At 72.1% G+C, this 14,008-nt stretch carries 10 protein-coding genes; 8 read left to right on the top strand and 2 right to left on the bottom strand.

Annotated elements, in window-relative coordinates:
- Window positions 1-124 precede the first annotated feature (124 nt).
- From MPE_RS03830 to MPE_RS03810, 5 genes are read left to right on the top strand one after another with little or no spacing between them, the layout of a single operon-like run.
- Entirely contained in the window at window positions 125-1,222 is a 1,098-nt protein-coding gene (locus MPE_RS03830; RefSeq protein ID WP_011828368.1) for an ABC transporter permease, read from the top strand.
- Between the two features lie 52 nt (window positions 1,223-1,274).
- The gene (locus MPE_RS03825; RefSeq protein ID WP_011828367.1) at window positions 1,275-2,192 is read left to right on the top strand and encodes an ABC transporter permease; all 918 of its coding nucleotides are present in this window, start codon (window positions 1,275-1,277) and stop codon (window positions 2,190-2,192) included.
- Window positions 2,193-2,207: 15 nt separating this feature from the next.
- A complete protein-coding gene (biuH, locus tag MPE_RS03820; protein WP_011828366.1) occupies window positions 2,208-2,903 on the top strand; it encodes a biuret amidohydrolase in 696 nt (231 codons plus the stop codon).
- The gene (locus MPE_RS03815) at window positions 2,900-4,504 is read left to right on the top strand and encodes an ABC transporter ATP-binding protein (RefSeq protein WP_011828365.1); all 1,605 of its coding nucleotides are present in this window, start codon (window positions 2,900-2,902) and stop codon (window positions 4,502-4,504) included. Before biuH ends, MPE_RS03815 begins: the two co-directional genes overlap by 4 nt.
- Window positions 4,501-5,190: a cysteine hydrolase family protein gene (locus MPE_RS03810; protein ID WP_011828364.1), complete on the top strand. Its 690-nt coding sequence runs from the start codon at window positions 4,501-4,503 to the stop codon at window positions 5,188-5,190. Before MPE_RS03815 ends, MPE_RS03810 begins: the two co-directional genes overlap by 4 nt.
- A gap of 510 nt (window positions 5,191-5,700) precedes the next feature.
- On the opposite strand, the gene MPE_RS03805 is transcribed toward MPE_RS03810, so the two are convergent.
- A complete protein-coding gene (locus MPE_RS03805) occupies window positions 5,701-8,361 on the bottom strand; it encodes a winged helix-turn-helix domain-containing protein (protein WP_158304596.1) in 2,661 nt (886 codons plus the stop codon).
- Between the two features lie 206 nt (window positions 8,362-8,567).
- Here MPE_RS03805 and MPE_RS03800 point away from each other — a divergent pair, with 206 nt between their 5' ends.
- The 3 genes from MPE_RS03800 (at window position 8,568) to MPE_RS03790 (ending at window position 11,721) form a co-directional block, all read left to right on the top strand.
- Window positions 8,568-9,248: a hemerythrin domain-containing protein gene (locus MPE_RS03800; protein ID WP_011828362.1), complete on the top strand. Its 681-nt coding sequence runs from the start codon at window positions 8,568-8,570 to the stop codon at window positions 9,246-9,248.
- 23 nt (window positions 9,249-9,271) lie between these two features.
- Complete coding sequence (locus MPE_RS03795) at window positions 9,272-10,792, top strand: metal-dependent hydrolase family protein (protein ID WP_237706363.1); 1,521 nt, start codon at window positions 9,272-9,274, stop codon at window positions 10,790-10,792.
- A gap of 89 nt (window positions 10,793-10,881) precedes the next feature.
- The gene (locus MPE_RS03790; RefSeq protein WP_011828360.1) at window positions 10,882-11,721 is read left to right on the top strand and encodes a hypothetical protein; all 840 of its coding nucleotides are present in this window, start codon (window positions 10,882-10,884) and stop codon (window positions 11,719-11,721) included.
- A 382-nt stretch (window positions 11,722-12,103) separates the two neighbouring features.
- Here MPE_RS03790 and MPE_RS03785 read toward each other — a convergent pair whose 3' ends face one another.
- Complete coding sequence (locus MPE_RS03785; RefSeq protein WP_011828359.1) at window positions 12,104-13,600, bottom strand: serine hydrolase domain-containing protein; 1,497 nt, start codon at window positions 13,598-13,600, stop codon at window positions 12,104-12,106.
- Window positions 13,601-14,008 lie beyond the last annotated feature (408 nt).

Below are 14,008 nucleotides of genomic sequence, written 5' to 3'. Positions count from 1 at the left end.
GCGCCTGCGGCCCGCGCACCGCAGCGCAGTCGGCGCAGCGCGCCGACCGCACCCCATCACCGCCCCGGCGCCCACCGCCTGCCGCGCCAGCGCGCACCACTGACCGCCACAGGAGTCGACCGCCATGCGCAGCACCGCCCTCGCCGACATCCTGCTGCCGATCGGCGCGCTGGCCGCCGCGCTGCTGCTGTTCGGCGTGTTCGTGTGGTTCGGTGGCACCGACCCGGTCGAGGTCTGGGTGCTGCTGTTCAAGGGCGCCTTCGGCGACTGGTTCTCGTGGCAGAACACGCTGCAGCGCGCCGCGCCGCTGATGCTCACTGCGCTGTGCGTCGCGCTGCCGGCGCGTGCCGGCCTGGTGATCATCGGCGGCGAAGGTGCGCTGGTGCTCGGCGGCCTGGCCGCAGCGGCGCTGCCTTACGCGGTGCCGCTGCCGGGCAACGTGATCGGCACCGTGCTGGTCTGCGCGGCCGGCATGGCGGCCGGCGCCGCGTGGATCGCGCTGGCCGGTGCGCTGCGGCAGTACCGCGGCGTCAACGAGACCATCAGCAGCCTGCTGCTCGCCTACATCGCGATCGCACTGTTCAAGCAGATCGTCGAGGGCCCGCTGCGTGACCCGGCCACGCTGAACAAGCCGTCCACGCGCGCGCTGGACGAAGGCATCCGCATCGGCGGCATGTTCGGCTCCGACGTGCACTGGGGCCTGGTGCTGGGCCTGCTGGCCTGCGCGGTGCTGGGCCTGTGGCTCGCGCTCACCGCGCGCGGCTTCGCGGTGCGCGTGGTCGGCGGCAACCCGCGCACCGCGCAGTTGGTGGGCCTGCCGGCCAGCGGGCTGATCCTGATCGCCTGCGCGATCGGCGGCGCCTGCGCCGGGCTGGCCGGCGCGATCGAGGTGGCCGCGGTGCACACCAATGCCAACGCTTCCATCATCGCCGGCTACGGCTACGCGGGCATCCTGGTGAGCTTCATCGCACGGCACAACCCGATCGCCGTGATCCCGGTCGCCATCCTGTTCGGTGGCTTCGGCGCGGCCGGCAGCCTGCTGCAGCGCCGGCTCGATCTGCCCGACGCCTCGGTGCAGGTGCTGCAGGGCATCGCCTTCGTGCTGATCCTCGCCAGCGAGGCGCTGCGCGGCATCGACTGGCGCGCCGCCGCGGTGAAGCTCAGGCCCCCGGCCGGGCCGGCGGCGCCGGTGCAGTTGAAGGTCGAGGGCGGGGGAACGTGATGATGACCATGACGAGGAAGCAGCGGGCGATCGAGCACACGGGAGCCACGTCATGAGCGACACCCTGATCGCCTTCTCCGCCGCCATCCTCGGCGGCGCCTTGCGCGTCGGCGTGCCCTTCCTGTTCGTGAGCCTCGGCGAGTGCCTCACCGAGAAGGCCGGCCGCATCAACCTCGGCCTCGAGGGCGTGCTGGTGCTGTCGGCGATGGCGGCCTTCGGTGGCGCCTACCTCAGCGGCTCGGTGTGGGTCGGCGTGCTGGTCGCGGCCGGCGCCGGCGCGCTGCTGGCGCTGCTGCACGGCCTGCTGTGCACGCTGCCGCGCGTGAACGACGTGGCCACCGGCATCGCGCTGATGCTGCTCGGCACCGGCCTGGCCTTCTACCTCGGCAAGCCGCTGATCCAGCCGCAGGCACCGCAGCTCACGCCCATCGCGCTGGGCGGCTGGAGCGAGTCGAGCGTGGTGCAGGCCGCGCTGCAGATCAACCCGCTGCTGCCGCTGGGCATCGTGCTCGCGGTCTTGCTGTGGCTGGGCTTCGCACGCACCCGCTGGGGCCTGCTGGTGCGGCTGGCCGGCGACTCGGCCAACGCGACGCGCGCGCTCGGCTACTCGGTCGGCGCGATCCGCATCGCCGCCACCGCGGCCGGCGGCGCGATCGCCGGGCTGGGCGGGGCCTCGCTGACGCTGTTCTACCCCGGCAGCTGGAACGAGGGCATCTCCTCGGGCCAGGGCCTGATCGCGGTGGCGCTGGTGATCTTCGCGCGCTGGAGTCCGCTGCGCTGCGTGGGCGCGGCGCTGCTGTTCGGCGGCGCGGGCGCCATCGGCCCGGCGCTGCAGTCGATCGGCATCAGCCAGGGCTACTACCTGTTCAGCGCCGTGCCCTATGTGCTCACGCTGGTGATCCTGGTGCTGAGCTGCCGGCCCGGCAGCGTGGCGCAGGGCAGTCCGGGCGAGCTGTCGTCCGCGCGCTGAGAGAAGGAGACCGCGATGCCCAACGAATCCTTCGTCCATGCCGAGCCCTACCCCTGGCCCTACGACGGCGACCTGCGCCCCGACAACACCGCGCTGATCGTCATCGACATGCAGACCGACTTCTGCGGTGTCGGCGGCTACGTCGACAAGATGGGCTACGACCTGGCGCTGACGCGCGCCCCCATCGAGCCGATCAAGCGGCTGATGGCGCGCCTGCGCACGCTGGGCTTCCACATCATCCACACCCGCGAGGGCCACCGCCCCGACCTCGCCGACCTGCCGGCCAACAAGCGCTGGCGCTCGCGCCGTGCCGGCACCGGCGGCGTCGGCATCGGCGACGTCGGCCCCTGCGGCCGCATCCTGGTGCGCGGCGAGCCGGGCTGGGAGATCATCCCCGAGCTGGCACCACTGCCCGGCGAGCCGGTGATCGACAAGCCGGGCAAGGGCTCGTTCTACGCCACCGACCTCGACATGCTGCTGCGCGTGCGCGGCATCCGCAACCTGCTGCTGGCCGGCATCACCACCGACGTGTGCGTGCACACGACGATGCGCGACGCCAACGACCGCGGCTACGAATGCCTGCTGCTGTCGGACTGCACCGCGGCCACCGACCACGGCAACCACCTCGCGGCGCTGCACATGGTCAAGATGCAGGGTGGCGTGTTCGGCGCGGTGGCCTCGTCCACCGCGGTGCTGGAGGCACTGGCATGACCGCCCCGCTCGATCCCCGACCGCCGACCGAGGGCGCACTCGCGCTCGACACCTTCGAGCTCACCAAGCGCTTCGGCAGCTTCACCGCGCTGGACGGCGTGTCGATGCAGGTGCCGGCCGGCTCGGTGCATGCGCTGTTGGGCGAGAACGGCGCGGGCAAGTCCACGCTGGTCAAGTGCGTGGCCGGCTACCACCCGCCGGAGCACGGCGCGGTGCTGATCGACGGCCGCGAGCAGGACATCGCCTCGCCGATCGTCGCGCGCGCGCTCGGCATCGGCATGGTCTACCAGCACTTCACGCTGGCGCCCGGCATGACGGTGGCCGAGAACCTGCTGCTGGCCGGCGGCCGCACGCCGGCGCTGATCGACTGGGCCAGGGAGCGCAAGGCGCTGGCCGAGTTCCTGACCACCACACCGTTCACGCTGGACCTCGACGCCACGCCGGCCCAGCTGGCCGCCGGCGAGAAGCAGAAGCTCGAGCTGCTGAAGCAGCTCTACCTGAAGCCGCGGCTGCTGATCCTGGACGAACCCACGTCGGTGCTCACGCCGCAGGAGGCCGACGAGGTGCTGGCCTTCGTGCGCGCCGTCGCGCGGCGCGGCGAATGCACGGTGCTGATGATCACGCACAAGTTCCGCGAGGTGATGGCCTATGCCGACGGCGTGACGGTGCTGCGCCGCGGCCGCAAGGTGCACGGCGTGGGCGTGCCCGACACCACGCCGGCCGAGCTGGCGCAGGCCATGATCGGCGAGACCGCCGGCGGCAGCGCCCGCGCGCCGGCCCACGGCGAGCCGGTGGCGCGCACGCCGGTGCCGGCCGACGCGCCGGTGGCGCTGCAGGTCCAGGGGCTCGATGCGCTGGGCGACCGCGGCACGCTCGCGGTGCAGGGCCTGAGCCTGGCGGTGAAGGCCGGCGAGATCCTCGGCATCGCCGGCGTGTCCGGCAACGGCCAGCGCGAGCTGGTCGAGGCGCTGGTCGGCCAGCGCCCGCGGCTGGCCGGCATGGTGCGGGTGGGCGGCGTGCCCTACGGCGCGAAGCGCCACGAGAACCGCCTGCTGAAGCTGCGCGCGCTGCCCGAGGAACCGCTGCGCAGCGCCAGCGTGGCCGAGCTGAGCGTGGCGCAGAACATGGCGCTGCGCGACTTCGACCAGCCGCCGCTGCGGCGTGGTGGCTGGCTGCGCTTCGGCGCCTGGAAGGAACGCGCGCGTGCCTGGATCACCGAGTACGGCATCAAGACGCGCGGCGAGAACGCGCCGATCGGCTCGCTCTCGGGCGGCAACGTGCAGCGCGCGGTGCTGGCGCGCGAGCTGGCCGGCGACGTGAACGTGCTGATCGCCGCCAACCCGGTGTTCGGCCTCGATTTCGCGGCGGTGGCCGAGATCCACGCGCGGCTGCTGCAGGTGCGCGAGCGCGGCGGCGCGGTGCTGCTGATCAGCGAAGACCTCGACGAGCTGATCGAGCTGGCCGACCGCATCGCGGTGATGAGCGAAGGCCGCATCGTGTTCGAGACGCCGGCCGCCGACGTGGACCGCCACACCATCGGCGCGCACATGGGCGGCGGCGCCGACCACGGGCACGCCCAGCCGCTGCCGGAGGCCGCATGAGCACGAGCACCAGCATGAGCATCAGCATCCCCGCCGCCCCGTTCGACTACCGCCTGGCACCCGGCGCCACCGCGCTGGTCGTGATCGACATGCAGCGCGACTTCATCGAGCCCGGCGGCTTCGGCGCCTCGCTCGGCAACGACGTCTCGCTGCTGGTGCCGGCCATCGCGCCGATCGCCGCGCTGCTGGCGGCGTGGCGCGCGCGCGGCTGGCCGGTGGTGCACACCCGCGAGGCGCACAAGGCCGACCTGAGCGACTGCCCGCCGGCCAAGCGCCTGCGCGGCGCGCCCACGCTGCGCATCGGCGACCCGGGGCCGATGGGCCGGCTGCTGATCAGCGGCGAGCCCGGCACCGAGATCATCGCGGCGCTGGCGCCGCAGCCCGGCGAGATCGTGATCGACAAGCCCGGCAAGGGCATGTTCTGGGCCACCGGCCTGCACGAGCGGCTGCAGGCGCTGGGCGTGAGCCACCTGGTGTTCACCGGCGTGACCACCGAGGTCTGCGTGCAGACCTCGATGCGCGAGGCCAACGACCGCGGCTACGACGGCCTGCTGGTGGAAGACGGCACCGAGAGCTACTTCCCGGCCTACAAGGCCGCGGTACTGGAGATGATCGCGGCGCAGGGCGCCATCGTCGGCTGGCACGCGCCGAGCGCGGCGGTGCTGGCGGCGTTGCCGGAGGCTTGAGTCGTTCGTCGTGACTGGTTCGGTCGACGGGGGGCCGGCCTGTATTGCTGGGGTTCGCTGTCTGCGACGGGGGGTCGGTCGGTGCGGCAAAGGCGCGCCCGGGCAGGCGACGGTGCTTCGCCTCGCTGGTCGGCGCCGGGCGCCGACTCCCCTGCGATGCTCGGTCTCGCGGCGCCTCGGAGGCGCACCGCCGCCTGCCCGAGCCCGCCTTTGCTGAACCACTGCGAGTGTTTCCCGCGCACGCCAACACCGGTGGTGGTCGCGGCAGGCGCTGTCCGCTGGGGCGATGTCTGGGGCGACGAGAAGCACAGCGCCAGGGTCGGCGCGCGCCAGCGCGCTTCGTGAACCGACTTGCCGCGGTTGTCTGAACGGAGCGACCGCAGGGCGCGCAGTGAGTTCTGCGGCACGACCCTGGCGCGAGCATCGCAGTGCAGTCGGCCTGCCAGGCCGACCGCCCCAGCAGGAGCCCCCAGCGGGCAGCGCCTGCAGCGGCAACGCACGCAACAAGGCTCAGCGCCGGTGCCAGTAGGCCGCCGCCTGGGTGCGGCTGTCGAGCGCCAGCTTGGTGAGGATGTTGGCCACGTGACGCTTCACGGTGTGCAGGCTGAGGCCGAGCGCGCGGGCGATGAGCTTGTTGCTCTGGCCCTCGGCCAGCAGGGCCATCACCTCGCGCTCGCGGGCCGACAGCGGATCGTCCGGCGGCGCTGCGTCGGCCACGGCGGCGCGCGGGCCCTCGGCCAGCCAGGCCGCGAGGCGGCCGCGCAGCCGGGCCTGCGCCGCGGCCGGGCAGCGCAGGCGCGGCGCCAGCGCCTGCCACAGCGCCTGCAGCCGGGCCGGCGGCTCCAGCAGCAGGCTGCCGAGGCCGTCGTCCTGCACCGCCTCGCACAGCAGATCGTCCAGCGCTGCGGCGGCCGCCTCGGGCTCGCCCTGCGCGGCGCGGCACAGCGCCAGCGCGCAGCGGGCGTCGCCCATGAAGGCCGGCAGCCGCGCGCCAGCCTGCAGCAGCGCGGCGCGCTCCAGGTGCGCGCGCGCTGCGGCCAGCTCACCGCACAGCAGCGCATGCTGGCCCTGCAGCAGCGGGGCGCCGGTGTCCAGCACCGGCCATTCGCGCGCCGAGCGCGGCCGCGACAGATCGGGCAGCAGCGCGGCCAGGCCGTCGGCGTCCCCGGCGCGCCAGTGGAGGCGGGCCTGCACATGCGCATAGGTGCGCCGCCAGCCCCGGCTGAAACCCGGCGTCATGAGAGCGGGCACCTGGGCGATGGCGGCCAGCGCCTCGGCCGTGTGGCCCTGCGCGGCGAGGTGCAGGCTGTGCAGGTGCAGCGCGCCGATGCCGAGCATGGTGTCGCCGGGCAGCTGGCGCTGCCGCTGCAGCAGCTCGTGTAAGGCCTCGCGGGCCGTGCCGGGCTCGCCGTGCCAGAACGCCAGCCAGGCATGCAGCGCCGGCACCTGCACCTCGCCGCCCGGCTGGTCGGCGCGGCACAGCCGGCCCAGCCGCTCCATCAGCGGTCGCGTGCCGGGCAGGCCGGTGAAGTGCCCGTAGCTCATGTCGACGATGTTCGGGTAGCGCGCCTCGGGGGCCCGCGCCGCGTTGTCGGCCATCGCGGCAAGGCCGGTCAGCACGGCTGCGCCGTCGCCGCGCGCCACGCCGTGCCAGGCCTGCAGCGAATCGAAGGCCACCTGCAGCGCCGGCGGCAGCGGTGCGTCGGCCGCGTCGGCGAGCACGGCCTCGGCCCGGTCCAGCTCGCCCAGCGCGTTGTGGCAGGCACCCAGCATGCCCAGCGCAACGTAGCGATCGCGCGGCCGGCCTTGCTGCGCATAGGCGTCGTGGCTGCGCTGGAATTCGTCGCGGGCCAGGCCCCAGTCCCAGCGCGACCACGCGCACAGGCCGCGCAGCAGCGCCGCGTCGGCCTGCGCCTCGCGCCACGCCAGCGGCAACTGATCCAGCCAGCGCTCCAGGCGGTGCGTGCCGCCCACGGCCAGCAGGCCGTCGGCCATCTGGCGCAGTGCGGCCAGGGCCTCGGCCCAGCGCCCGGCGGCCAGCCAGTGCGGCACGGCGCGCTCGGCGCGCGTCTCGGCGGCAGCGGCCAGCGCATGCAGCGCGGCGGCGTGCCCGGGCTCGCGCCGCTCCAGCTCGCCGCGCAGGAAATCGCGGAACAGGTCGTGGAAGCGCAGCACCGGCACGGTGTCGTCGAGCGCGCTGAGGAAGAGCTGGCGACCGAACAGGTCGTCGAGCACCGCGCGGGCGTCGTCGCGGCCGGTGACGGCCTGGCACAGCGCGGGGCTGAGCTCGGGCAGCACGCTGCCGTACAGCACGAACTGCTGCAGCGGCGGCGGCAGCCCGGCCAGCACCTCCTGCGCGAAATAGTCGAACAGGTGGCGGTGGGCCGCCGGACCGGCGAGCGCGGGCAGGCTGCCCGTGCCGGCGCGCGCGCTGCCCAGCAGCAGGTGCAGGCCGGCCACCCAGCCGTGGGTGCGAGCGAGCGCGGCCTGCAGCGCCGCGTCGGACGGCGCCTGCAGCCCGCGCAGCCGGCACAGCGCCTGCGCAGCGCCGAGGTCGAATCGCAGGTCCTCCAGGCCCAGCTCCACCAGCTCGCCGCCGGCACGCCAGCGCGCCAGCGACAGCGGCGGCGCGGTGCGGCTGCCGATGAGGAGACAGAGCTCCGGCGGCGCGCGGGCGATCAGCGTGTCGAGCAGCTGCAGCGCCGCCGCGTCGGTGACGTGGTGAAGGTCGTCCAGCACCAGCGCGATGCGCGACTCGGGCCGGACCCCGAGCGCGTCGGTCAGCAGGCCCAGCGCGGTGCGCGCGGCGGGGCTGGCGTCCTGCAACTGGGCCAGCACCGTGGCGGGCGGCACGGCCCACGGCAGATCGAGCGGCGCGAGCGCCCCGAACAGCGCCGCGAACAGGCGGTTGGCGTCGTTGTCCTCGGCATCGAGCGAGACCCACACCACCTGCGCGCCGGACGCGGCCGTCGCCAGCGCTGCGGCCAGCTGCACCAGCAGCGTGGTCTTGCCGAAGCCGGCCGGCGCCTGCACCAGCACCAGCCGGGCGTCGGCCGCCTGCTCCAGCACCGGCGCCAGCAGCGCCGGGCGCGGCACCACGTCGCGCCGTGCGCGCGGGATGCGGTGCTTGCTGGAGGCGGGGGCAGCGGAGGCGTTGCGGGTGTTGTCCATGGACAGCAGCGACAGCGGCGGCGGCAGCGGCCACCGCAACAGCGCGGAAGGCTGCCCGATTCTAGGAAGCCGGCACGCCGCCGCGGCGCGAAGAGCCATCCGCGTGCGGCGATGGCGCCATGGCTCTCCGGAGCGATGCCGGCGCGGCGGTGGCTCGCAACACTGGCGGCTCCTTCCTTCATTCCTTCTTCTGACGGACCCCCATCATGCGCACCACCCCACCCCGTTTCGACATCTACGCACCCATCCACAAGGCGCTGCGCCTGTTCATGACCGACACGCTGCAGCGCCTGGGCCGGCTGGACCTGGACGACCCGCAGGACCTGGCGGCCGGCCTGGGCCAGCTGGACACGCTGCTGGGCGCCGCGAGCAGCCACCTGCAGCACGAGAACGATTGCATCCACCCGGCCCTCGAGTTGCAGCAGGCCGGCGCCAGCCAGCGCATCGCCGGCGAACACCGCGAGCACCTCGACATCATCGCCACGCTGCGCGCGCACGCCGCCGCGCTGCGTGCCGCGCCCGAAGCCGCGACGGCACACCGGCTGTACCGCCAGCTGGCCGCCTTCGTGGCCGAGAACTTCGAGCACATGGACATGGAGGAGACCCGCCACAACCAGGCGCTGTGGGCCGGCTACAGCGATGCCGAACTGCAGGCGATCGAGCACCGCATCCTGGCCGGCATCGGCCCGCAGGAAATGAGCCTGTGGCTGCGCTGGCTGATCCTGGCGCTCAACCCTACGGAGCGCGCGCAGCTGATCGCCGGCCTGCCGCCCGCGGCCCGCGAGCCGGTGCTGGACTCGGCGCGCGCGCTGCTGGACGATGGGGCGTGGGGCAAGCTCTGCAGGGCGCTGGGGCGGAAGGTGGCGCCGGGCCTGGTGGAGGCTTGAGGGAGCGGCAACACCGCGAACCCATGCGCGGGGATCGAGCAGCGAGTCATTGCTGCAGGGCGACGCGATCTTCGAGTAACCTGAGCGAATGGTTCGTCCTTGACGCCGTTCGAGCGCGACAAGGCCTGCGACTGGCAGCGGACAGGGAGAGCAGTTTGATGGCGCACTTTCGACCCCTCGTCATCGCGCTCGCTGCAGCGCCTCTGCTTGCAGTGATGCCTGCCACGGCGCATTCGCCTCAGGCGCCTGCCGCGCCGGTGGCGGTGGACGCCAAGGCGGCACCTGCCGAGGTCCTCTTCCGCAATGTTCGGGTCTTCGACGGCAAGACGGCCCGGTTGACGGCCCCGTCCAATGTGCTGGTCAAGGGCAACAGCATCGCGGCGATCGGCGAAGCTGCTGCGTCCTCCACCGCCACCGTGATCGACGGGGGAGGCCGCACGCTGATGCCCGGCCTGATCGATGCGCACTGGCACTCCATGATGGCGGCGATCCCGCTGAAGGACGGGTTGTCGGCACACCCGGGGTTCATCAACATCGTGGCGGCGGGAGCGGCCAAAGACACGCTGATGCGCGGCTTCACCAGCGTGCGGGATCTCGCGGGTCCCGCCTGGGGCTTGAAGCGCGCCATCGACGAGGGCGTGACGCCGGGCCCGCGCATCTGGCCTTCGGGCGCGATGATCTCGCAGACCAGCGGCCATGCGGACTATCGCGCGTTCAGCGACCTGCCGCGCTCTCCATCGTCGCCACCGCATTCAACCGAGGTGATGGGTGCGGCGCGCATCGCCGACGGACCGGACGAGGTACGCCGCGCCGTGCGCGAGCAGTTGATGATGGGCGCCAGCCAGATCAAGCTGGCGGCCGGCGGCGGGGTGTCCTCCAATTTCGATCCCCTGGATGTGGCGCAATACGGCGAGGAAGAGTTCCGTGCCGCCGTGGAATCGGCGGAGAACTGGGGCACCTACGTCGGCGTGCATGCATACACGCCGCGTGCGATCCAAGCGGCGATCAAGGCCGGTGTCCGCGTCATCGACCATGGCCAGCTGATGGACGATGCCTCCGCCAAGCTCATGGCAGAGAAGGGCGTGTGGTTGTCCATGCAGCCCTTCCTCGACGACGAGGACGCGAACCCTTTCCCGGAAGGTTCGGCGAACCGGGAGAAGCAGCTGGAGATGACCCGCGGGACCGACTCGGCCTATGCGCTGGCCAAGAAGTACCGGCTGAAGACGGCCTGGGGCACCGACACGCTGTTCGACGCCAAGCTGGCGGCGCGGCAGGGTGCGCAACTGGCGAAGATGGTGCGTTGGTACACGCCGGGCGAGGTGCTGGTGATGGCGACGGGCACCAACGCCGAACTGCTGGCGCTGTCGGGCAAGCGCGCCCCCTACAAGGGCCGCCTCGGCGTGGTGGAAGTGGGTGCGCTCGCCGACCTGCTGCTCGTCGATGGCGATCCGATGGCCGACATCAATCTCCTTGCCGATCCGGAACGGCGACTGCTGGTCATCATGAAAGACGGCAAGCTGTACAAGAACCGCCTGACCCACTGAACAAGGGGCTTGGCGGCGGGCTCCAGCACCCGCCACCGCTTCGCCGATGGTTTCCGGTGCAGCCCCGAGCACACATCCGAGGAGTCAGCGTGACCGGTCAGGCGCCGCAGGGCTGGAAAAGGGCCTTCTCCATCGAAGTGCGTCACGCCGGCTTCGATGAGGCGGGGGCCTCCGTGCCCGTCGCGTGGCAACTGGTGGAGCCGCCTCCGGCACGGCTTTCAGCGTTGGGGCTGATCTGCCGCGCTGAGCACCAGGGACTGTCTGTCTTCGGGTCCGAGGGTTCGGGCGGCGACACCACGGTCGACCTGCTGTTTCAACTCACCGCGACGGACCCCGCGTTCTTCGCGTACACCGACATCGACCGCGCGGACGGGGACTCCACGCTGTGGTTCGACAGCACCACGGCTCCTGCCCCTGACGGCGGCAGCGGCAGCGCTCGCAGGCTGCATGAGGGCGCGACCGTCTCCGCGGCCGACCGGGCCGCACGGGACGCGCTGCCCCTGCAGCGCTCGATCACGCAGCACGTCCCGAGTTCGCTCCTCGGCTACGTGCGCATCCGGTGGTCGTCGGCCGACCCCCTGGCTACGGCCTGGTTCATCGCCTTCGATGCCCGCGCGGTCGTCTGGAGGTATTCGGTGCATGGCGCTGCGGGCCGCGCCCTCTTCATCCGCGACGCGGAGGGCCAGGTCGATTTCGAGCCGGCCACCGCCACGCTGGCGCCGGGCCCCACCGACACCGTGATCCTGCGCTCCACGGCGGCGATTCCGTTGACGCAACATGCGCTGCGCCACTTCCAGCTCATGGAGGTGACTCCTCACGGTGAGCGGTTGCTGATCCATCGTCTGCCCGCCCCATCGCCGAGCGCCTTGGTCAAGGAAACGGTGAATGGCCGTGTGCTCACGGTGGCCGAGATCGATGTCGATCTCTGAGGGCGAGCGTGCGATTGCCGGGCAGCGATGTGGATGAAGGCTTGGAGACCTCGGGACAGGCAGAAATCTGATCGACGGGCGCTGCGGACGAGGACAGCCTTCCCGCGAACCACAGTCGATTGGCCGCGCGACTACAGACTCACCGCGACTTCAGCCCGAAGGGCCGCTTCCTGGTGCGGCCGCGAATTGGCACTCGCGGCCATCAGCTGCCGTTGGCGAATGGCGGGTTCCTGGCATCCCGTCCATTCGAAGTCGCGCAGGACGGTACGGCGCGACCGCATAGGCAGCCGTACGGCGGCTGAGCCGGCTGAGCCGGCTGACCGGCATTTCATCCTTCGGAAGTCACCTGCCGGATGCCGGCGCCGCTCAGTTAACAGCCGGACTAAGGCGCCGCGATGCGCTCCGACGTGTTGTCGCCCACGACCATGCGCATGGGCTTGCCGCTGCCCTCCTGAAAGTACACCACCTCGCCGACCGGCGGCCCCCCTGTGGCGCTGTCGAGCCGGAAGTGGCCGTTGCCGAGCGGCTCCAGCCGGGTGGCGGCATCGATGCCCGCCGCCGACGCGCCCAGCAGCACCAGCCGCTTGTTCAGCATGACCACAAAGGTGTCGCCGCCGCGGCTGCGGTACATGCCCTGGAAACGCGCCCAGGCCGGGTCCCAGGCGGGGGTGGTCGCGCCTGCGGCGGCGACTTTCGCCACCGGCGGGCCAAAGGCCGCAATCGCCTGGCGGGCGATGTCGTTCACGCCCGAATCGGCGCTGTTGGTGAGCACGATGACGCCGAGCTTGTCGCCAAGGTGGAACAGCGTCTGCGTCGTGTAGCCGGGGTAGCCGCCGCCGTGGCCGACGTAGCTCTTGTTGTTGATGCGCGTGGTCAGAAAGCCCAGGCCGGTGCCAACGGACCAATTCTCGTCCACGGACCGCACGCGGTGCATCTCACGGAGGGAGCCGCTGCTGATGATCTGCGTGCCGCCACGCGGGCCGCGCCGGAACTGGGCCGAGACGAACTTCACCATGTCGTCGAGCGTCGAGGTCAGGCCGGTGGCAGCAGCCAGGCCACGCGCATCGACGAAGGGGAAGCTCACACGCGTGCCGTCCGGCAGGCGCCGGCCGTAGGGCGTGGCCAGGCCCGGCACGTCCTGGTCGTAGCTGGAGTCCTGCATGCCCAGCGGGCCCAGGATGTGGGCCTGCGCGTAGCTGGCGAACGGTTGTCCGCTGAGCTGCTCCACCACCTGGCCGGCCACGCCGTAGGCCAGATTCGAGTACTTCCAGCGCACCTGCGGCGCGAAGGTCGACTGTCTCTGCGCCATCAGCGCCTGCAACTCGCTGCGGCTGGGGAACTGCAGCGAGGTCCAGTGGTCGCTGGCTTCGCGCGGCAAGCCCGAGCTGTGCGACAGCAGCTGTTCGATCGTGACAGGCCCGTCGTCGTCGCCCGCCGGCTTCAGCTTGAACCACGGCAGGTGCTGGGCCACCGGGTCGTCCAGCCGCAGCCGGCCCTCTTCACGCAGTTGCATGACGGCGATGGCGGTGAGCATCTTGGAGTGCGAGGCCATGCGGAAGCGGGTCTGCGCGGTCATGGGCCGCTGAGACGCGACATCGGCAAAGCCGAAGCCTTTGTGCCAGACCAGCTGCTGGTCATGCACGACGCCGACCATGACACCCGGCGTGCCGCGCTGGGCCATGTGGCCTTCCAGCCAAGCGGAGAAGAGCCGTGTCGCGGCCTGCAGCTCAGTGTCTGTCTCGAAGGTCGACGCGGCTGAAGTCTGCGGCTGCGGCTGCGCGGCCGATGTGAAGAAGGCCAGCACAGCTGCTGCCAGCAGCAACGCGGGCCGCGCGGCGCCTCTGGTCACTGCGCCCGCAGCCTGATCTGTGTCGAACATGTGGTCCCCAGATGCATGCCCGGCATGCGACAGGCACGGAGCGTATACGACGCGTTTCCGATCGGCTGCCGCAAGCGCACGAGCCCCGTACGAGTCGTCGGCCTGGAAGGCGAGATCCAGGGTCCTGGCGGTGTATGGGCCTTGGACGGCAGGCTTGACTTCCCTGGGGTGATCGCTTGAACCGCGCGCTCTCGGCGCGCGCCTGGGACTTGCTGGCCGGCCGGGTATCGCTGCCCGCACGCATGCCATCCCAGCCGCAGCAAAAGCTCCATGACCCTTCGCTCGATGTGGCTGACCAGGCCCCTCTTTCTGTTGGCCGCTTGCCGGGGCCGGCAGCCCACGGCGAAGTTCATGGAGACCTGATCCCGGCTGTCCACAGTCACTGACGAAAGGTCCCCTCCGCGCATT

The organism is Methylibium petroleiphilum PM1 (assembly GCF_000015725.1).
Lineage (GTDB): Bacteria > Pseudomonadota > Gammaproteobacteria > Burkholderiales > Burkholderiaceae_C > Methylibium > Methylibium petroleiphilum.
The sequence above is the reverse complement of the archived record's forward strand: the minus strand, read 5'-3'. Positions and strand labels throughout refer to the sequence as shown.

Bases quoted from the DNA above. Each gene is read 5' to 3' on its own strand.
- MPE_RS03810 (WP_011828364.1), top strand. From the start codon at position 4,501: ATGAGCACGAGCACCAGCATGAGCATCAGCATCCCCGCCGCCCCGTTC.
- MPE_RS03785 (WP_011828359.1), bottom strand. From the start codon at position 13,600: ATGTTCGACACAGATCAGGCTGCGGGCGCAGTGACCAGAGGCGCCGCG.
- MPE_RS03825 (WP_011828367.1), top strand. From the start codon at position 1,275: ATGAGCGACACCCTGATCGCCTTCTCCGCCGCCATCCTCGGCGGCGCC.
- MPE_RS03815 (WP_011828365.1), top strand. From the start codon at position 2,900: ATGACCGCCCCGCTCGATCCCCGACCGCCGACCGAGGGCGCACTCGCG.
- MPE_RS03805 (WP_158304596.1), bottom strand. From the start codon at position 8,361: ATGGACAACACCCGCAACGCCTCCGCTGCCCCCGCCTCCAGCAAGCAC.
- biuH (WP_011828366.1), top strand. From the start codon at position 2,208: ATGCCCAACGAATCCTTCGTCCATGCCGAGCCCTACCCCTGGCCCTAC.
- MPE_RS03795 (WP_237706363.1), top strand. From the start codon at position 9,272: ATGCGCGGGGATCGAGCAGCGAGTCATTGCTGCAGGGCGACGCGATCT.
- MPE_RS03800 (WP_011828362.1), top strand. From the start codon at position 8,568: ATGCGCACCACCCCACCCCGTTTCGACATCTACGCACCCATCCACAAG.
- MPE_RS03830 (WP_011828368.1), top strand. From the start codon at position 125: ATGCGCAGCACCGCCCTCGCCGACATCCTGCTGCCGATCGGCGCGCTG.